Source organism: Miniphocaeibacter massiliensis (genome assembly GCF_900232905.1).
Taxonomy (GTDB): Bacteria; Bacillota; Clostridia; order Tissierellales; family Peptoniphilaceae; genus Miniphocaeibacter; species Miniphocaeibacter massiliensis.
In genome coordinates this window covers 412,679-433,151 of the sequence record NZ_OCTQ01000002.1, presented here as the reverse complement: position 1 = coordinate 433,151, position 20,473 = coordinate 412,679, and the positions used below count along the sequence as shown (strand labels likewise).

The window sequence follows — 20,473 nt, the reverse complement described above, 5'->3', positions numbered from 1 at the left end:
TTGTATTCTCTACTTACTTTTACTGCTGTTGTGTATCTGTCAGCTCCTTGCAGTCTTTTTGGGTTATACTCTTTTAGTTGATTTTCTACTCTTTGACTTAATGCTGCTGTTCCTCCTATTAGAGTTATTCCTTTTATTCCTACTGGATCATTTGCTTTCCATTTTGCATATAGTGTTATATCTTCTGTTACTGGACTTTCAAAGTCATATGCTTTTGTTAGTTCTTTATCTGTAAACCAACCTTCAAATGTTGAATCTTTTTTAGTTATTTCTTCTTCTTTTACTTTTTCTCCATGATTTACCGTTACTTGTTTTGCTTCTGTTGTTCCATCTTTAAATGTTCCGCCATTTGGTTCAAATATTACTGTGTATTCAGCAGTAGGAGCTTTTTTTATAGGAAGTTCCATTCCTTGATTATATTCTCTTTCTTCTGAATGCAAATATGCTTTTTGCCCAGAATTATCTGAATGAATATTTGATGTATATAGGAATGGTGTCAATACTAATTTATCTTTAGTTTCATTTAAATGTTCAGAAAAATCAGAAGGTAAAGTTATTTCTGTTTCAAATGTTAAACTTTCTTGAGGTGCTATTGTACTTTTACTTATTAGTCCATTACTTCCCATATCTTCTGGAATAGAGAAAGTAACATTAGGAGTTCCTTCTGTTTTTACAGGGGTTTTTACAATATCTTTTTCTCCAAAGTCAAGTCCTGACATAAGTCTAGTGTTAGGAATATTTTCACTAGTATTTTTTATTGTAACTTTTAGTTTAACATTATCTTCTGGTTCATATGCTTCTTTAAGATTTAGTACTTCTAATTCTATATCTGATGTTTCATAATAAAGCCAGTTTTTAGGATAGTCTGATTTAGGTCTTTCAACATCAGGATTAAGCTGATTGTCATTAGTATACCATTCAGAAAGTCCTTGCATAGTTGCGAAAGGCTTACTAGATTTATTATCTGAAATGCTATAAGTAACATCAGCAGTTCCTTTATGGGATAATCTATTTGCATAGCCTATTTCAGTTTTACCATTATCATTTAAATAACTAAAATATACATAAAAATTATAAATATTTCCCCAAGTTTTATTAGAACTTTCAAGTTTGCTATTAATATTATCTCTAGTTACTTTATAATCTTGTGTATCTTCCGATTTATACATAGTATCTTCAACTCCAAGACCAGTAAGGGAAGTATTAGTCATCATTCTACTAGAAATTTCCAAGCCATTATTAATCCATTCTCCGTTTAAATATTTTTCTACTTGTACTTCAGGTAATTCAATTTTTTTTAATTGCTGAGCAAAGTTATCATCAGATTCGGTATTATACACTTGTATTCTATAATCAGAGCCTATTCCCGTTTCAATATTTTCATATCCAAAATTATCAATTTTAAATATAATCTCTTCTCCTATTCTAGGAACATATTTGCTCGGCGTTACAGTGACTTCAGTAGGTTCTTTAGGTAAGTTAGCGTTAGTATTAGCTAAAGATGTAGTAGTTGGCAATATTTGATTTAGCATTAGAGTTGTAAATAATACTAAAGACAAAATAAAGTTTTTGTAAATTTTTTTCATAAAAAATCCTTTCTATTAAATATATTTGTATAATTATTATTTTAATATACAGTTATATTTAAAACAATATTGCATATGGAGTATAAATATTATATAAATTTATAAATTAAAAAGTATATAATTACATTAAACAGAGGATAGGAAATAATAATAATAGAAAGGAGAAAAGAATGCTTAAAATAATTGATGTATTAAATATGAAGGAATTTAAAGATGTTGAATTAATAGCGGGTAAAAATAAAGTTCACAAAGAAGTTAGAGCAGTCAATATAGTTGAAGTTCCTGAAGTTTTAAGGTGGATGAAAGGTAGAGAGATTTTATTTACTACTGGATATACTTTTCAAGATGATATTGAAGAAGCTTGTAGATTAATTAAAGATATGCATGAGAAAAAAATATCGGCACTTGCTATTAAACCAGGGAAATATCTAAATGAAATACCTAAAAAAATGATAGATTATGCAAATAATTTAGGATTTGTTTTATTAAAGATACCGGAGAATAAGCCTTATAGTGAATATATGGATCCTATAAATAGATATATAATTAATAAAAATAGTATATTTCTTGAAAAAATAAATTTGTTTAAAGAAGAGATAATCCCCTTTATTATTGATGAAAACTATGAAGAAATTTGCAAAAAAGTAAATTCTTATACTGGAAAGAATATATACTGTTTGAATGAAGATGGGAAAGTTATAAATAAGAATCCAAAAATAAAAGATGATACTAAATCAGTAAATATTTTAAAGAAAAATATAAATAAATTTGATAAATTAGATGAAATAGTTTATAAACTTGATGAAAAAGAAATTAAAAATGGAAAAAAATTTGTTGGGGTTAGTATTTTAAGTAAAAAGATTAAATATATTATTGTAGATATAGAAGAGTTTACAGATATAAAGTTAGAAGTTGAAATATTACACTATTTAAAAATTTTAATTTCTATGGAAAATACAAGAAAAGAAAATAAAATTTTAGAAGAGATAAATAGAAGTAATGAACTTATGAAAATGATATTAAATCAAGAAAAATATGATATTAAGGAAATATATGAAAGAGTTAAAGAAATTGAATTTGATATTTCAAAAAGTTTTATAATTTTTAAAATGGCCTTTTTCAATATAGAAAAAATTAATTATAAAAATTTTGATGGACTAATAAAAAAATATATTCGTGATATATTTGAAACGTTAAAAGAAAAAAAGTTAAATTTTTTAATAAATCAAGAACAAAACTATATAACTATATTAGTAAATTCTTTTAATAGAAATTTAGAAATATTAAATATTGAAAAATTAATAAATAGAATCAAGTTAGAAAATAAAAAAATTAAAACTCACATAGGTCTATCTAGTACTGCTGAAAGGATAGAGGATATACCAAAAATAAATGGGGAATCTTCTTTTATTTGTAAAATAGCAGTTGAAAATAATTATGAACCATTTAAATTGCATAAGCTGGAAGACTTTGGGATTTATAAAATACTATATTACCTTAAACATAGTAGAAAAATGAATAAATTTTATTATGAAGAGCTAGAGTCTATTATAGAATATGATCAAAAAAACAATTCAGATCTGCTAATTACTTTAAAAGCCTATTTCAAAAACAATGGAAGTCTAATAGAAACATCAAGAGATTTATATGTTCATAAAAATACAGTAAATTATAGAATTAATAAAATATCTGAAATAACAGGATATGATATGTCCGACTATGATACAATTCTTAGACTATATTTAAGTATAAAATTTTTAGATGTTTTATAATTTTGTTCTCTAGAACAAAGAAATAAATATAGATAGTGCTATAGAACATATATTAGTTAAAAAAAAGACAAATAAAAATAAAATATATAGAATTAAAGTAAGCTAATAGCTATTAGTTTGCTTTAATTTTTTTATAGGGGGAATAAAAGATGAAAGATTTAAGTGTAAATTATTGTGGAGTTAAATACAGAAATCCTTTAGTGTTGGCTTCAGCTACGCCTGGTCAAGATGGTGAAGGAATGAGATTAGCAGGAGCAGCAGGAATAGGAGGAGTTATACCTAAAACTATAGGGCCAAGACAAGATTGGGCTGTACATCCTAGAAATGGAAGACTTTTTCTATATAAAGGAAATGGAAAACGACCAATAGGGATGGTTAATTTAGAATTGTTTACAACAAAAACAAGGGATGAATGGATAGAAGAAGACTTGGCTATTGCAAAAAAATCAGGAGCAACAATGCATATAAGTATTTTAGCTATGCCAAATCCAGAAGAAACAGCAAAATTGGTAGAAGAAATGCAAGCTACAGGACTAGTAGATTTATTCGAATTAAATGTATCTTGTCCAATGCCAGCCTCAACAGTTGGTATGCATATAGGAAAAGATGCTAATCGTACATATGCTCAAATAAAAGCAGCTAAAGCTGTATCAAAAGTTCCTTTTACAGTTAAACTTACACCAAATGTAACGGATATGGTAGAGGTAGCTCAAGCTGCAAAAGAAGCAGGAGCAGATGGAATAACTATAAGTAATTCTATAAGATCATTTGCAGGAGTTGACATAGAAACTGGGAAACCAATATTAAGAGCCTATGGTGGTTATACAGGACCAGCAATTAAACCAGTGATAATGAGACATCTAACAGAAGTAGCCAGAAATGTTGACATTCCAATATCAGCAGCAGGAGGAGTTAGTAGCTATAAGGATATTATAGAATACATAATGCTTGGAGCTACAACTGTACAAACTTGTACTGAAGTTATGTGGATGGGATATAACATAATTCCTAAGTTGTTAAAGGATCTTGAAAATTGGATGGATAAGAAAGGATATAAATCATTTGAAGAAATAAGAGGAATAGCATTACCTCATATAGCGACAGTTGAAGAAATAGCTCAATTACCGCCTAAATTTGCAACAATTGATAATGATATATGTACAGAATGCGACAAATGTATTAAAGTTTGTTTTTATAGATCCATTAGTAAGTCAAGTGATGGAGATTATATAGTAGATAGATCAACTTGTGATGGTTGTGGATTATGTGAACAGTGGTGTCCAGCTCAAGCTATTACTCTTGTAGATTAACATCAACAAGGAGGGAAATATGAATAGAGCAAAAGTTGATGATTGGATAGATGAAAATAAGGAAGAATTAATTGGATTTTTAGGAGATATTATAAAAATTCCAAGTGTAACAGGTTCAGAATTCGAAATTCAGAAATACCTAGCAGAATATAGTAAGCAACTTGGATTAGATGTAGAAGTTTTAGAACCAAACTGGGATGAATTAAAAAAACATCCAGGATATGTAGAAGTATCAAGTGGTTATGAAAACAGACCAAATGTAATAACAAGATTAAAAGGAGCAGGTGAAGGGAAATCACTTTTGTTAAATGGGCATACTGATGTAATACCTGAAGGTGATAAAGAAAAATGGAAATTTGACCCATGGTCGGCAACTATTGAAAAAAATAGGATGTATGGAAGAGGAACTTCAGATATGAAATCAGGAGTTGCAGCGATAGCTATGAGTCTAAAAGCCTTAATTGAGTGCGAAATTAAATTAAAAGGAGATGTTATTACCGAGTATGTTATAGATGAGGAATTATCAGGAAATGGGACTTTGGATTGTGTTATTAGAGGAATAAAGGCTGATGCAGGAATATGCTGTGAGACATCTAGTATGTGTATACAACCTAGTTCAATAGGAAGAGTATGGTTTGAAATTCATATAAATGGTAAATCTGCTGGTATTCAAAAAAGATTTGAAGGAATTAATGCAATAGACTTAGGTTATATAGTACATAAAATTATAAATGAATTTGAAAATAAAAGAGTTAAGACAGTTAAACACTTTCTTTATCCAGATATACTAAGTTCAATACCTTGTATGATAGGAATATTTGAAAGTGGAACTTATGCTAGTGCATTTCCAGATACTTGTATTTTAAAAGGTTCATTTGCGACTGTTCCAAATGAAGATACAGAAAAAGTTAAAGAAGAATTTGTTGACTTTTTAATATCAGAAACAGCTAAAAATGACTGGCTAAAAGATAATCCACCTAAAATAGAATTTGTTGGATATTTTGCAGAACCTTCAGAAATATCAATAGATAGTTCGATAGTAAGGACTTTATCTTCTAATTATCAAAAAGTAATTGGGGAAGAAGCTACTATAAGTGGAAGACAAGGGGCTGCAGATATTAGATTTTTAAATAAGTATGGAAATACCCCAACAGTAATTTTTGGACCAGGAAAAACTGAGCAAATGCATTCTAACAATGAATGGGTGGATTTAGATGACTATATAAACAGCATAAAAATTTTAACACAAACAATAATGGAATGGTGTGAAGCAATGAATTAGTTTTAAAGGGGTAAATTATGAAAGATAAAAAAACAAATGAAAAGGACGTTGATGATGTAAAAGATATAGATAAAAAAGATTCAAAAAAAAATATTGTGTCAGTATTAATAGGAGCAGCTTTTTTAATGGCTACTTCCGCAGTAGGTCCAAGTTTTTTAACACAAACAGCAATATTTACAGGTGAGCTTAAAGCTTCGTTTGGATTTGTTATATTTGTAGCTTTACTTATGTCTATTGTGGCTCAACTTACTATATGGAGAGTAATATCTGTATCTGGGTTAAAAGGAGATGAAATATCAAATAAACTATTACCAGGGTTAGGGTATTTAATATCATTTTTAATAATAGCAGGTTGTTTAGTTTTCAATATAGGAAATGTTGCAGGTGCACAAATGGGACTTACAACACTATTTGGTTTAAATCCTAAAATAGCTTCAGCTATAGCGATAATTATAGCATTGCTTATATTTTTATCTAAAGAAGTAAATAAAGCTATAGATAAATTGACTAAATTTCTAGGCTTAGGAATGATTATTTTAGTAATTGTAGTAGCTATTATTTCTAAACCTCCAGTAGGGCAAGCTATAAAAGAAACATTTTCTCCAGAAATAATCAAATTTTTACCTATACTTACATTAGTAGGAGGAACTGTAGGTGGTTACCATGCGTTTGCAGGAGGGCACAGACTATTAGAAGGAGGTATAGTTGGAGCAAAAAGAGTAAAAGAAATAGACCGTTCTGCAATAGGAGGACTTGTAATAACAACTATAATTAGGACGGGAGTATTTTTAGCGGTTTTAGGAGTAATAATAAAAGGAGTCACTCTTGACCCTAGTAATCCAGTAGCAGATGCATTTAAGCATGGAGCGGGAAATATAGGATATAAATTTTTTGGCGTTGTATTATTATTTGCATCAATAACTTCTATAGTAGGAGCTACATATACTTCAATGAGTTTTTTAACAAGTGCTTTTAAATCAATAGAAAAACACAGACCAAAATTAAGCATACTTTTTATACTTATTTCTGGATTGATTTATATGGTTTATGGTAAACCATCAAGTGTACTTGTCTTAACAGGGGCTTTAAATGGTCTTGTTTTACCTATAACCATGGGAGTAATGTTAGTAGGAAGTATGAATAAACGAATAGTAGGAGAATACAAGCATCCAAAATGGCTGATAGTAACAGGAGTAATAGTAGTACTTTTAACAGCTTATCTAGGAATAAGCTCATTAGGAGATATAGGTTCCTTATTTTAAATAAACAAGAAGGAAAGTGTGAATAATTTACACTTTCTTTTTTTAAAACAATAAAAGTAATATACAAGGTACCTTGCATAATGATGTACCTTGCTTTATAATGTTACTAAGGAGTTGATATAATGAATACTCAATTAAAGAAAGGTGTACTTGAGTTATGCGTTTTAGCTGTTATCAATAGAGCAGATTCCTACGGGTATGAAATAGTTGAATCATTATCTGACTTTATAAATATGTCAGAAGGAACTATATACCCTATGTTGAGAAGGCTTTCAAAAGAAGGTTATGTAGAAACATATTATAAGGAATCACAAACAGGTCCACAGAGGAAATATTATAAAATAACAGAAACTGGCAAAGTTTACTTAAAAAAATCATATGAAGATTGGAATAGTTTAGTATATGGAGTTAAAGCAATATTAGAGGAGGTAAAATAATGAACGAAAAAGAATTTATGGAATTATTAGATTATTATTTTAGAGATGTAGAAGGTTATGTATACAAGGAAATAAAAGCAGATTATGAGGAACATTTTAGAATGGGAAAGACTCAAGGTAAGTCAGAAGAAGAAATTTCTAGATCTTTAGGAAGTCCTAAAGAAATATATGAAGAATTTAAAGAAGAAGGAATATTTACAGAAAGTAAAAAGAGTGGATTTAATAAAGAGTTTTTCTCTGATATTGCTGATAAAATAGGAAACATCTTTACTAAAAAAGAAAAAAGTTCAAGCGCTTATGATGTAGTTATGGAAAATGAAAGAATTGAAACACCTATTCACAGAATAGAAGTAAAAGTTGCTAATACAGACGTATATATAGAGAATCATAATGAAGATTATATAGAGGTAACGCATACAGCAGCAGAAGAGCAATATGATTTTACAGTTTTGAAAGAAGGTACTACATTAAAAGTTGGAACTTATGATGCAAGTAAATTTGATATAAATAAATACTTTTCTTTTGGTATAAAAAGTCCGGTTAAAGAAATATATATAAAAATTCCTATTGGAAATGAGGCAAATATTAATATTAGTAGTGAAAGTGGAGATGGAAGGGTTTATGTGAATAAAAATAATGTAAATTTCTTATCTGCAAGTGGAAATTTAGATTTGGAAACAAAAGGAAGTATGTTTAAAGGAAATTCTGCATCTGGAAAGTTCAATATAAGAGGAGTAAAGAATAATATTAATGTAAATAATATTTCAGGAGATATTAATATAGATGCAGATAATCCGACAGTAAATATAGATACTGTATCAGGGAATTTTAAATTTAAGTTTATAAATTCTAATAATATTTCAATAAATACAGTATCAGGAGAAATAAAAGGTGAAGTAGAAAACATGAACTTTAATATAGATATATCTACAATATCTGGGGATATATCTGTAAGAGAAGAAAGTGGGTTTAAAAAGAATATAGGTAAGAGTTATAGGAATATAATAGGAAGATCTAATAGTAGAATGTATATAAGAACTGTATCAGGTAATATTAAAATAAGATAAATTGTTATTACTTTCTTAAATTAGGATATAAATATAATAGGTTTAAGGAGGTGTTTTATGAATTACAGTAAATTATATATAGATGGAAATTATGTGGAATCTAATTCTGGTAAATTTATAGAGGTTGAAAATCCTTCCAATAAAGAGCTAATAGGAAAGGTTCCAAGAGCTAATGAGAAAGATGTAAATCTAGCAGTAGAATCTGCTTATAGAGCTTTTAAGGTTTGGAAAAATACAGCAATATCGGAAAGGATAGAGATAGTTGAGAAATTCAAAAAATACTTGGAAGAAAATCTCCAATTAATAGCTAGTATAATTACAAAAGAACAAGGTGCTCCTATTAATTTTTCAAAGACAACCCAAGTTCAGAATAATATAAATAGAATTAATGCATTTATTGAAGTAGCAAAAAAATTTAAATTTGAAGAAAAATTAGGGGTTGGAATTGTAAGATATGAACCTGTAGGTGTAGTTTCATGTTTAACACCGTGGAATTTTCCTATGGGACAAATAATTCAAAAAATTATACCAGCTATTTTAGCTGGCTGTACAATTGTATTGAAACCTAGTCAAGTTGCACCATTAACAGCTTATCACATAGTGAATGGATTTGAAAAAGCTGGTCTTCCAAAAGGTGTTTTAAATCTTGTAACAGGGAAAGGAAGAGAAATTGGAGAGTTGTTGGCAGGTCATCCATTAGTTAGAAAAGTTTCTTTTACAGGTTCTACAAGTGGTGGAAAAGAAGTTGGGAAGATTGCTATTGATACTGTAAAGAAAATTACACTAGAACTAGGAGGGAAATCTCCAGCCATTTTTCTGGATAATACTAATATAGAAACTGGAATAAATAGAGTATTTACTTCTTTATTTGCGAACTGTGGACAAACTTGTGTAGCATTGTCTAGAATAATTGTTTTATCAGAATATAAAGAAAAAGTTGTTGAAGAAATAAAAAAACAATATAAAAATTTAGTTGTAGGAAATCCAATGGATGAAAAAACAAATGTTGGTCCATTAGTGAATGAAAAACAATTCAATAAAGTAAAAAAATATATTGAATTAGGAATTAAAGAAGGAGCGGAACTAATATTAGGAGAAGTTCCTAAAAAGCCAGAAAAAGGATATTTTATTAAACCAGTTGTATTTGATAATGTAAAAAATTCAATGACAATTGCAAAAGATGAAATTTTTGGACCAGTATTATCTATAATAGAAGTAAAAGATGAAAAAGAAGCTGTAGAAGTAGCTAACGATACTATATATGGTCTTTCATCAGCAGTTTATGGGGAAAGTAAGAAAGCTAATAAAATTGCAAGAGAGATAGAAGCCGGAGATGTTTATGTAAATTCTGAAATTTCAGATGCATATTTACCATTTGGAGGATATAAACAATCTGGACTAGGTAGAGAAGCTGGAGTTTTTGGCTTAAAAGAATATTTAGAGGTAAAATCTATAATTTCATAATAACATGTTATAATATATCAAATATGATTTTATATATAGGAGTGTTTTTATGAATAGAAGATCTAAAATAGATAAAATTCTTTTAATATATTTTATACTTTTAATAGTTGTATCATTAATAGTTGGTAAATTATTTATTACTGGAAATGAAATGGGATACAGTGTTATATTCTTCTACATAATATTTCCAATAAGTGCTTTTGTAACAAATTTTCTATCTAGTTTGTATGGTGGATTAATGAAGTATTTATTTACAATACTCTATGGAGTGTTAGGAGTAGCTATGCCAATTATAGTATTTGTAGGAAGTGGATATAACTCCATCTCTTTATATTTTGGATTAATTCCAGCAATACCAGGATTTATGATTGGAACATTTATAAAAATGTTAAAATTTAAAAAATATAGAAATGGGAATAAATAAAACATCTATTTTAAATAGATGTTTTTTATTATTTAAAATAGATTGTGTTATATTGATTATTAATATAAAATTAAGGTAATAAAAGGGGTAAAAATGAATCGAGATAAATTATTTAAATATTTAAAAAGTTGGATTAAAAATAAAGACTTAGTAAGAGTATTCTTTAAATACGAAGAAAATTATTATTATTTAATACCTTTAAAATATAGTAAAAAATTCCTTTTAGGAATTGAAGAAGATGACTTTTTATTGGATGGCTATACTATAAGAAAAATTAAAGATATAAGAACTGTTTCATTAAGAAATGATATGTGTAACTATATATTAAGAAAAGAACTAGATTTAGATAATATAAATACTCCAAATGTTGATTTGTCAAATTGGAAAACAATATTTGAAAGTATAGAAAAATATAAACAAAACATAATAATAGAAGATGAATACAATGAAGAATTTTGGATTGGAAAAATATTAGAAGTAAAGGAAAATAGTTTGATATTTAAAAGCTTTGATGCAGATGGTATTTGGGACGAAAAAAATGAAGAAATAAAATATGGAAATATTACTTCTATAACAATGAATTCAAGATATGGAAATATATTTTCTAAATATATTGATTAAAATAAAGTAATATATTAATATGATTAGGAATTTTGAACAGAGTAATTAACGAATTAGTTATAAGAGGTAGGTGAGATATGACAAAAGAGATATATGAAGAATTAATTGAAAAAGAAATAGAAGAATTAGAAAATACTTCAAGATATGAAGAGACGAAAGAGTTTATACAGCATGGTGAAACTTCAGTATATGAACATAGTATTAAAGTTGCTTATTTAAGTTGCGAAATAGCAATGAAGTATAATTTAAAAGTAGACTATAAACTTTTAATAAGAGGGGCACTTTTACATGATTACTTTTTATATGACTGGCATGATAGAAAAGCACATGATGGATGGCATGGTTTCAGACATCCTAAAAGGGCTTGGGAAAATGCAAAGAAAGAGTTTAGCTTAACAAAAGTTGAAGGTGATATAATATTAAAGCATATGTTTCCACTTGTTCCATTTCTTCCAAAGTATAAAGAAAGTTGGATAGTATGTATGGCAGATAAAATATCAGCAACAACAGAAACAGTAGAAATATTAAAACGAAGAATTGCTATTGGAATGTAGAATATTTAATTTTTAAAAGACATTGGTTTTATCCGATGTCTTTTTTTATTTTAAAAACATAGTTGACAAAGTACGAATAAGAGTATATTATTTAGTTAGTTACTTAACTAGCTAACTGATTAGGAGGTGTAAATTTGAATGCCAATTCTGAAAAACCAATTTTCTTACAAATAGTAGACATTATTGAAGATGAAATAATATCAGGAAATTTAAAAGCAGATGATAGAGCTCCTTCAACTAATGAATTTTCTAGTATTTATAAAATCAATCCTGCAACAGCAAGAAAAGGACTTACAATTTTAGTGGATAATGGAATTTTATATAAGAAAAGAGGAATGGGAATGTTTGTAACAGAAAATGCAAGAAATATTGTAATAGAAAAAAGAAAAGAAGAATTTCTAAGCAACTTGATACCAGAAATAATAAAAGAAGCTAAAAAATTAGATATAAATAAAGATAAATTAATAGAGTTAATAAAGGAAGTGGAGGTTTAAAATGCTAGAAATAATTGATTATAGTAAAAAATATGGAAAAAAAGAAATACTGAATGATATAAATTTAGAATTAGAAAATAATAAAGTATATGGTTTAATAGGAAATAATGGAGTTGGAAAAACTACTTTATTGCAATCTATTTCAAATATAAAAATAGGATATACAGGAGATATTAAACTAAACGGAGAGATTGTTTTAGAAAATCAAAAAGTAGTAGAAGATATAGTTTATATTTCAGAAGATATGTTTAAGGAAGATTATTATACAGAATATAAATTGAAAAAACTTTTCAAGTTGACTTCGCAATTATATAAGAATTGGGATAGTGAGTATAATACATATCTTATAGAGAAATTTAATATTAATTTAAATTCTAAATACAAAAAGCTGTCTAAGGGAGAAAAAAATCTTGTGAATTTAGTAATAGGACTTACAGCTAGAGGAAAGATAACTATATTTGACGAACCAACATCTGGTTTAGATGCAAAAACTAGATATGAATTTTATTCTACATTAATGGAAGATTTGGAAGAAAATCCAAGAACAATAATTATATCTACACATATAATAGACGAGGTTGCAAACTATTTTGAGAATGTAATTTTATTGGCTGACAAAAAAGTTAAATTATATGATAGTTTAGAAAATATTACAAGTAATGCAAAGTCATTTGTTGGTAAAGAGGATAACTTAGATGTTTATTTATCAAATAAGAATATAATAAACAAGGAAAAGTTTGGTGTTATGTATAGATATTATGTTTATGATAAATTTACAGAAAAAGAATTAGAAAAAATAGAATTAGACAACATTATGATAGAAAATATGTCATTACAAAATTTACTAGTACATTTTAGTTAGGAGATAAAATGAAAAATTTAAGGGGATTTTTAAAACTAAAAAGTAAAGATGTTCTATGGCATTTGATTTTAATATTATCGGTTTTTATAATCCTTCCAGCAGGATTAAAAATGTTGTTAAATTACTTGGAGAATTCAGACTTAACAAAAGGGATACTAAATGAAGTATATGGTGAAGGACTCAAAAGCTTTCTAAATATTTTTTTAGTAGCTGAAATAATAGAATTTGTACTAGGAGTAAGATTATATTTATTATCAGGTTATACAAGAAAGACAGTTTTTAAGTTAAATATTCAGTATATATTATTTATTTCTACTATATATTCATTGGTAATAGGAGCTTCAGTAGTTATAGGAATGCAGTTAAAGCCAACAGGTTTTGTATTTGAAACTATACAAGAAGGAAATGCAATTAAGTTTTTTATTGACTATTTTATACAATTCATGACTATTTCTTCTTTGGCATTATTAATTACTTATGCTTTTAAGAAAAATTATATAGTAGGTATTACAGTTGGTGTATCAGTAATGTTTTTATTTTATTTATATGATTTATTAGTAGGAGATAAATATGTCTTTATTATTAACTTATTCTTTTCATTAATAATAATATTATTGTCCATAGTTGGAAGTAAAAAAGTATTGGATTTTATAGGAGGGTAAATATGGGATTATCTAGATTGAAAAAATTACAATTTAAAAATATTTTAAAGAGCTTATCACATATATTTATTGGGATAGTACCCTTGTTTATAGGTATAAGTATAGCAAGTATATTTGTTAAAATTGGTGGAATAAATTTAAACGATGCATATATAATAGGAAATATAGTATTTTGGATGACTAGCTTATTTGTATTTTTTATTGCAATAGATACTACATCGAGCGTTAAACTGTATATAAATACTGGAATTACAAGAAAATCTATTTTTATATCAAATATTATAAATATGATAGTTATGTCTATTATGTTGAGTGTAGTTGTAACTTTGGTTGCAAGATTTATAATAGTGGAAAATAAGGTTGAATTTTACAAATACTTTAATCTTTCAGACGGCATAGATATATTTTGGAAGTCGGCATTATTGTTCTTAGTTATACACTCAATTGCTATTCTTTGGGGATATGCATTTAAAATTAGTGTTAGAACAGGGGTATTAATTTCAATATTATGCTTGATTATTATAAGTATAGTAATATTTAATGCTAATTCAATATATATTTATGTATTTAAAAATATACCATATTTTTTAATAGGACTATTATTACTCACTTCTTCTTTAATTGCTAGCAAGGTAATGCTAAATAGAATATAGTGATATGAAAGATTTATTAAATAAAATTAAGAGTTTTTTATAACATATAGTTTGATATTTACAATAGTAACTATTAGTAGTAGTTCCATTCAGTTATTATTCGGTAGGCTAGAAGAGAGTAATTTTCATATATTGATGAGAGCAGTAGTTGTATTTATAGGAGTAGAAACTATATATTTAGAAAAGAATTTGAAATTTAAAAGCAAAATCTTAAGTTTTTTCATTGCTTATATAATTTCGATGAGTACAGTATTTTTAGTAGTCTTTATATCTGGATTTTTTGAGCCAGTACATCCAAATGGTTATAGAGATATATTTTTCAACTTTACAGGTATGTATTTAATAATTGAAATATTAAGTTATATTTACAGTAAATATAAGAAAATTATAAAATGAAAAGACTATATTAGTATAGTCTTTTTTGTATGAACTGAGATTATTAATGAACATAACTTAATAGATTTTCTATTAGCTATTGCTTGTTACGTAACGTAATATAGTATGATTTATTTATAATAAATCATAAGGAGGTAGGAAAATGGAAGAAAAAGTTTACACGACTGGTGAAATTGCAAAATTATGTAATGTGAGCGTACGAACTGTTCAATATTATGATAAAGAAAAAATTGTTCAACCATCAGAAAATAGTACAGGAGGAAGGCGAATTTATACTGAAGAAGATTTAGAAAAGTTTAAATTAGTATGTTTATATAAGACATTGGGATTTTCCTTGAAAGAAATAAGAAATATTTTGAATTCTGAAAATGAGTATACAATAGTATACGATTTGCTTGATAAAAAACAAGATAAATTAGAAGAAAATATAAAAGAAAAAATCAAACTTAAAAATAAAATAACAACTATAATGGAAGATATAAAATTAAATGGTAGTATTGAAATTTCAAATAATGATGAATTAAGGGAATTGATTGCAAAGATAGAACATCATAAAAAAATAAGTAGAAAAACGTATTTACTACTTACATTTTACGTAGTTATTGTAATATTAAGTTATATTTTAAATTTCTTTGTAGAGGGATTATATATGTTTATAATAATTTTTGTGGATATAGTATTACTTTTAGCTTTAATATATTTTCATTCGTCAAAAAATGCTTATATATGTCCAAATTGTAAGAAAAAATTTACTATTACTTTTTTAAAAGATGCCTTAAGCTTAAACAATGGTAAGAAAGGAAAATATTTAAAGTGTCCTTATTGCAATCAAAAAAGTTGGATAGCAGAAACATACAGAGATGATTATTAATCTAATTTTTTAAAGAAAATTAAATATTTTATTAACTATAAATCCACATACAATAATTAGAATTATAAGAATTAAATATACTATTGGTTGTTGGTTAGGGTCTTTATTACTCATGATTAGCTCCTTGACAGTTATTTATTTTTAAAAGTTATATTTCTAATTTAATTATACTATAACAAAAATTAAATTTGATATAAAAAAAGAAAGGAATTAACCTTTCTTTTTTATACATCTAAATTTTCCCAATCATCTAAATTTAAATCTTCAGAATTATTGTCAGAACTTTCAATTGTATCTGATACATTAGAAGCTTCAATATCATTATTATTAGAATCATTTGGTGTTTCTTCAGTGGTATTTTCTTTTTTAGGACTATCTAAATCAAGAATTTCCATAAATTCATCACCAGTAATAGTTTCTTTTTCTATTAAAAATTCAGATATTTCGTGTAATTTTTCAATATTTTCACTTAAAATTTCTCTAGCTTTTTCTTGGGCATCTTTGATAATTTGTTCTACCATATCGTCTATTTGGGAAGCTTTATTTTGAGAAGCAACACTTGAAGTTCCACTATCAAGGTATCTTGCTTGTTGAGATTCCCAAGCTACCATTCCAAATTCTTTAGTCATACCATATTGAGTAATCATGGCTCTAGCGAGTTTTGTAGCTCTTTCTATGTCGTTAGCTGCACCGGTTGTTTGAGTGTTAAAGATTAACTCCTCAGCAGTTCTACCACCAGTAAAAGTAACAATTTCATTAAAGATTTCTTCTTTACTCATAAGGAATTTTTCTTCTTCGTCAACTTGCATAGTATAACCTAAGGCTCCAGAAGTTCTAGGAATTATAGTGATTTTAGTAACTGGCGCTGAATGTTTTTGCAATGCAGCTACTAAAGCATGACCCACTTCGTGGTAAGCTATCATTCTCTTTTCTCTAGGAGAAATAACCATTCCTTTTTTCTGCTGACCGGCTATAACTACTTCAACAGATTCTTGCAAATCATCTTGATGAACTAATTTATGACCCACTTTTACAGCTCTAAGAGCTGCTTCATTAATAATATTAGCAAGTTGCGCTCCAGATGCACCAGCAGTCATTAAAGCAATAGCTTTATAGTCAATATTTTCTTCAGTTTTAACTTTTTTAGCGTGAACTTTTAGGATAGCTTCTCTACCTGATAAATCAGGTAATTCCACAGGCACTTGTCTGTCAAAACGTCCAGGTCTTGTCAGTGCTTGGTCTAAAATTTCAGGTCGGTTAGTTGCTCCCAAAATTACAACACCTGCATTTCCATCAAAACCATCCATTTCATTTAGTAATTGATTTAAAGTTTGTTCTCTTTCATCATTTCCACTTAAACCATGAGTATCTCTTTTTTTACCAATAGCATCAATTTCATCAATAAAAACAATACAAGGTGCTTTTTCTTTGGCTTGTTTAAATAAATCTCTTACTTTTGAAGCACCCATACCTACAAATAGTTCAACAAATTCTGAACCAGACATAGAGAAAAATGGTACATTAGCTTCTCCAGCAACTGCTTGAGCAAGTAACGTCTTACCAGTTCCTGGAGGTCCTACAAGTAGTACTCCTTTAGGTAAAACAGCACCAATCTCACTGTATTTTCTAGGATCATGTAAAAAGTCGACAACTTCTGTTAAAGCTTCTTTGGCTTCATCTTGACCAGCTACATCTTTAAAACTCTTTCCAGGTTTTGATTGAACATAAACTTTTGAATTAATTTTTCCAAAGCTCATAGAATTTCCACCCATACGTTTGGCTAAAATTCTACTTATTAGCATAAAGAAAATAAAAATTAAAGCAAAATTAAGAACTAATGGTAGGATAGTTTCACTAAAAATATTTTTAGGAAGAGATTTATATTTTACTTTATGATCTCTCAACAAAGATCCTAGCTCAGGATCTTGTGTATAAGCATCATAAATTACTTTATATTTTTTTTCTTTTCCATTAGCATCTTTAGCAGTAAAAGTAATAGGGTTGCTCATTTCAACAACCCCAGTAATACTATCAGATTCTACCATGTTCCAGAAGTCGGTAAAACTAACTTCTTTAACAGATTGTCCTCCAAAGAAAGATGAAACTAGTGAAAATCCTACAGCCCATAATAAAAGTCCCACTATAATAATTGTCAAAGAATTCGGTCTTAAATTATTAGGTATTTTGGACTTATTATTATCACTCATAAAATCTCCTTTCTATTTAAAGGAAACTAGACTATCTAAACGTTGATTTAAAAGTTTTAAACTATCTATAATTTGATGATGTTCTTCATCAGATACATCATTATTATAATTTACAAATTTTTTATCAATTTGGTCATTAACAATACTTAAAACATCTTCGCCTTTTTTAGTTAAAGTTACAGTAACAACCCTTTCGTCTTCTTTACTTCTAGTCCTCTTTAAATAACCTTCTTTTTCTAAAGTTTTACACATATTGGAGATATTTCCACCTGCAACCCCTAAAGATTGACCAATTTCTCCAATATTTGAATCTTTTTTCTTGCTAATTTCTAATAATACTTTTAACTTCATAATTGTTAAATTGTTTTTATCAGAAATAGGTAAAAGAATAGAGTCCATTTTCCTAGAAATTTCTCTCACTAATTGTGATATTTCTGTGTTGATTAATTTTATTGACATATTTAATCCCCTTAATTAATATTTTTTACCAAATTAAGCAATATTTTGATTCTATGTGTACATATAATATATCATATAAACATAATATTTATAAATAAAAATATTGCACTAATTATGAATATATATTAACTTAAGAATGTATAGAAATTATGTGTTTATGAAATATATTATTATATTTTTTATATAATTTTAAAAAATAGTATATGAGGAGGGTATAATGACAGATATAAATAAACTTTGGATTGACTGTGATCCGGGGATAGATGATGCCATAAGTTTAATTATTGCATTTAAACAAGAGGAATTTGAAGTGGTTGGAATATCATCTGTAAAAGGAAATGTTTCAGCAGAGGTTGGAAAAAACAATATAATTGAAATATGTGAATTACTAGATTGGGAAGTGCCAGTATATAAAGGTGAAGAGGTAACTTTATCTAAGGAAATATCAATAAACAATAAATATTTAAAGTCAGGACTTGGTTATTATATAAATAATAATGAATATGAAGAAGAAAGTATAGAAGCGTCAGAAGCCATATATTTTGCAGCAAGAGAAACCGATAAATTGGATATAATTTGCATTGGACCTACTACAAATATAGCAAAAGCCATAATAAACCATCCAGATATAGTTGATAAAATAGGAGATGTTTTCATAATGGGCGGAGCCTTAAATGGTGGAAATATTACAGGGAATGCAGAATTTAATGTGTATAGAGATCCTAAAGCATTAAATATATTATTAGAAAATAATTTGCAAATATTTTTGTTTTCTTTAGATTTGACTACAAAATTTGGTTTTACAGAGGAAGAAATCAAAGAAATAACAGGGGAAGACACGAGCTGTGAAAATTTAATAATCGATATGATAGATTTTTTAATAGATGAAAGGTCAAATAAAGAGGAAGAAGTATTTATACACGATATTTTTCCAATATATGGTTATATCTTTAAAGATGGAATAATATATGAACAAATAAAACTTAAAGTTGACGAAACTGATGAAAACAGAGGGAAACTTTTAGTAGATGAAACAGGAAGTGAAGTTTACTATGCGGTAAAATTAAATGAAGAAAATCTCAAACAATATATAATAGAAACATTAAATAAAAAATAAAAGTTTATTATATAGTTCAAAGGGTATATAAGTTAAGTATTTTAGTTATTGATTTTGATTATTAGCACATTAATTAAAAAAATCATATGTATAGTTTATTTGTTATAAGGGGGTATAAGATTGGCAGATTGCAATTCTAAATGTTCAGATTGTTCTCAAACATGTTCAGATAGAAAGGAATCCAGCAACTTTTTAATAGAGCCTAATGCAAGTACTAAGATAGGTAAAATAATAGGGGTTGTTAGTGGAAAAGGTGGTGTAGGAAAGTCCTTGATTACCAGCCTTTTAGCATCAGATATGGCTAGAAAAGGATATAAAGTCGGAATTTTAGATGCTGATATAACTGGGCCAAGTATACCAAAATACTTTGGTATAAATGAAAAGGCTGTTGGAAACAAAGAAGGATTAATAATTCCACCAGTAGCTGAAAATGGAGTAAGAGTAGTAAGTGTAAATTTGTTATTAGAAGATTCAGAAGCTCCAGTAATTTGGAGAGGTCCAATTGTTGCAAATGTAGTAAAACAATTTTATCAAGAAGTAGAATGGAAAGAACTTGACTATTTGTTTGTAGACATGCCACCAGGAACAGGAGATGTACCTTTAACTATATTTCAATCTCTTCCAATAGATGGAATTGTAGTAGTAACATCACCTTCTGACTTGGTGAGTATGATAGTTAAAAAAGCAGTAAATATGGCAAATATGATGAATATAAAAATTATAGGAGCTGTTGAAAATATGAGTTACTTAAAATGCCCAGATTGTGGAAAAGAAATGTCAGTATTTGGAGAAAGTAAAATAGCTGATACTGCAAAGGAAGAAAACATAGATACATTTAGTAGAATTCCAATAAATCCAGATATATCTAGATCAACAGATGCAGGAAGAATATTTGATATAAAAGAAGATTACTTATTTGATATTGTAGATAAAATTGAAATATTGTAAAAAGAGAGAGGTTATCCTCTCTCTT

General features: G+C 27.4%; 21 protein-coding genes. 18 read left to right on the top strand and 3 right to left on the bottom strand.

What is annotated here, in order from left to right; genetic code table 11:
* Nucleotides 1–1,586, bottom strand: a 1,586-nt coding sequence (locus CS899_RS06215) for an InlB B-repeat-containing protein (protein WP_207204749.1), incomplete at its 3' end; no start/stop codon positions are given.
* Nucleotides 1,587–1,756: 170 nt separating this feature from the next.
* Here CS899_RS06215 and CS899_RS06210 point away from each other — a divergent pair.
* The 16 genes from CS899_RS06210 (at nucleotide 1,757) to CS899_RS06135 (ending at nucleotide 15,717) form a co-directional block, all read left to right on the top strand.
* A complete protein-coding gene (locus tag CS899_RS06210) occupies nucleotides 1,757–3,358 on the top strand; it encodes a PucR family transcriptional regulator (RefSeq protein ID WP_100065300.1) in 1,602 nt (533 codons plus the stop codon).
* Nucleotides 3,359–3,507: 149 nt separating this feature from the next.
* Nucleotides 3,508–4,668 carry a 4Fe-4S binding protein gene (locus tag CS899_RS06205; RefSeq protein ID WP_100065299.1) on the top strand — a complete coding sequence of 387 codons (1,161 nt, stop codon included), beginning with the start codon at nucleotides 3,508–3,510 and terminating at the stop codon, nucleotides 4,666–4,668.
* 19 nt (nucleotides 4,669–4,687) lie between these two features.
* Nucleotides 4,688–5,950 (top strand): ArgE/DapE family deacylase, encoded by a 1,263-nt coding sequence (locus CS899_RS06200; RefSeq protein ID WP_100065298.1) that lies wholly within the window; start codon nucleotides 4,688–4,690, stop codon nucleotides 5,948–5,950.
* 17 nt (nucleotides 5,951–5,967) lie between these two features.
* Nucleotides 5,968–7,212 carry an NRAMP family divalent metal transporter gene (locus CS899_RS06195; protein WP_100065297.1) on the top strand — a complete coding sequence of 415 codons (1,245 nt, stop codon included), beginning with the start codon at nucleotides 5,968–5,970 and terminating at the stop codon, nucleotides 7,210–7,212.
* Nucleotides 7,213–7,334: 122 nt separating this feature from the next.
* On the top strand, nucleotides 7,335–7,649 hold the full coding sequence (locus tag CS899_RS06190) for a PadR family transcriptional regulator (RefSeq protein ID WP_100065296.1): 315 nt from the start codon (nucleotides 7,335–7,337) through the stop codon (nucleotides 7,647–7,649).
* Nucleotides 7,649–8,716 (top strand): DUF4097 family beta strand repeat-containing protein, encoded by a 1,068-nt coding sequence (locus tag CS899_RS06185; protein WP_100065295.1) that lies wholly within the window; start codon nucleotides 7,649–7,651, stop codon nucleotides 8,714–8,716. Before CS899_RS06190 ends, CS899_RS06185 begins: the two co-directional genes overlap by 1 nt.
* Nucleotides 8,717–8,773: 57 nt before the next feature.
* Nucleotides 8,774–10,180, top strand: coding sequence for an aldehyde dehydrogenase family protein (locus tag CS899_RS06180; RefSeq protein WP_100065294.1), 1,407 nt, complete (start codon nucleotides 8,774–8,776; stop codon nucleotides 10,178–10,180).
* A 49-nt stretch (nucleotides 10,181–10,229) separates the two neighbouring features.
* Nucleotides 10,230–10,604 (top strand): hypothetical protein, encoded by a 375-nt coding sequence (locus tag CS899_RS06175; protein WP_100065293.1) that lies wholly within the window; start codon nucleotides 10,230–10,232, stop codon nucleotides 10,602–10,604.
* A gap of 93 nt (nucleotides 10,605–10,697) precedes the next feature.
* Complete coding sequence (locus CS899_RS06170; protein ID WP_100065292.1) at nucleotides 10,698–11,225, top strand: hypothetical protein; 528 nt, start codon at nucleotides 10,698–10,700, stop codon at nucleotides 11,223–11,225.
* Nucleotides 11,226–11,302: 77 nt separating this feature from the next.
* Complete coding sequence (locus CS899_RS06165) at nucleotides 11,303–11,779, top strand: HD domain-containing protein (RefSeq protein WP_100065291.1); 477 nt, start codon at nucleotides 11,303–11,305, stop codon at nucleotides 11,777–11,779.
* Between the two features lie 134 nt (nucleotides 11,780–11,913).
* Nucleotides 11,914–12,273, top strand: a complete 360-nt coding sequence (locus CS899_RS06160) for a GntR family transcriptional regulator (RefSeq protein ID WP_100065290.1) — start codon at nucleotides 11,914–11,916, stop codon at nucleotides 12,271–12,273.
* 1 nt (nucleotide 12,274) lies between these two features.
* Nucleotides 12,275–13,135, top strand: coding sequence for an ATP-binding cassette domain-containing protein (locus tag CS899_RS06155; RefSeq protein ID WP_100065289.1), 861 nt, complete (start codon nucleotides 12,275–12,277; stop codon nucleotides 13,133–13,135).
* An 8-nt stretch (nucleotides 13,136–13,143) separates the two neighbouring features.
* The gene (locus CS899_RS06150; protein WP_100065288.1) at nucleotides 13,144–13,797 is read left to right on the top strand and encodes a hypothetical protein; all 654 of its coding nucleotides are present in this window, start codon (nucleotides 13,144–13,146) and stop codon (nucleotides 13,795–13,797) included.
* Between the two features lie 2 nt (nucleotides 13,798–13,799).
* Nucleotides 13,800–14,450, top strand: a complete 651-nt coding sequence (locus tag CS899_RS06145) for a hypothetical protein (RefSeq protein ID WP_100065287.1) — start codon at nucleotides 13,800–13,802, stop codon at nucleotides 14,448–14,450.
* Nucleotides 14,451–14,501: 51 nt separating this feature from the next.
* Nucleotides 14,502–14,846, top strand: a complete 345-nt coding sequence (locus CS899_RS06140) for a DUF6608 family protein (protein WP_340637866.1) — start codon at nucleotides 14,502–14,504, stop codon at nucleotides 14,844–14,846.
* Between the two features lie 142 nt (nucleotides 14,847–14,988).
* Nucleotides 14,989–15,717, top strand: a complete 729-nt coding sequence (locus CS899_RS06135; RefSeq protein ID WP_100065285.1) for a MerR family transcriptional regulator — start codon at nucleotides 14,989–14,991, stop codon at nucleotides 15,715–15,717.
* A 224-nt stretch (nucleotides 15,718–15,941) separates the two neighbouring features.
* On the opposite strand, the gene ftsH is transcribed toward CS899_RS06135, so the two are convergent.
* The gene (ftsH, locus tag CS899_RS06130) at nucleotides 15,942–17,924 is read right to left on the bottom strand and encodes an ATP-dependent zinc metalloprotease FtsH (RefSeq protein WP_100065284.1); all 1,983 of its coding nucleotides are present in this window, start codon (nucleotides 17,922–17,924) and stop codon (nucleotides 15,942–15,944) included.
* A 12-nt stretch (nucleotides 17,925–17,936) separates the two neighbouring features.
* On the bottom strand, nucleotides 17,937–18,383 hold the full coding sequence (locus CS899_RS06125; RefSeq protein WP_100065283.1) for a MarR family winged helix-turn-helix transcriptional regulator: 447 nt from the start codon (nucleotides 18,381–18,383) through the stop codon (nucleotides 17,937–17,939).
* Nucleotides 18,384–18,600: 217 nt separating this feature from the next.
* Between CS899_RS06125 and CS899_RS06120 the strand changes: the two genes are divergently transcribed.
* Both CS899_RS06120 and CS899_RS06115 read left to right on the top strand, forming a co-directional pair.
* Nucleotides 18,601–19,500, top strand: a complete 900-nt coding sequence (locus tag CS899_RS06120; RefSeq protein WP_100065282.1) for a nucleoside hydrolase — start codon at nucleotides 18,601–18,603, stop codon at nucleotides 19,498–19,500.
* 195 nt (nucleotides 19,501–19,695) lie between these two features.
* Nucleotides 19,696–20,448: a P-loop NTPase gene (locus CS899_RS06115; protein ID WP_207204756.1), complete on the top strand. Its 753-nt coding sequence runs from the start codon at nucleotides 19,696–19,698 to the stop codon at nucleotides 20,446–20,448.
* The last annotated feature ends 25 nt before the right edge of the window (nucleotides 20,449–20,473 follow it).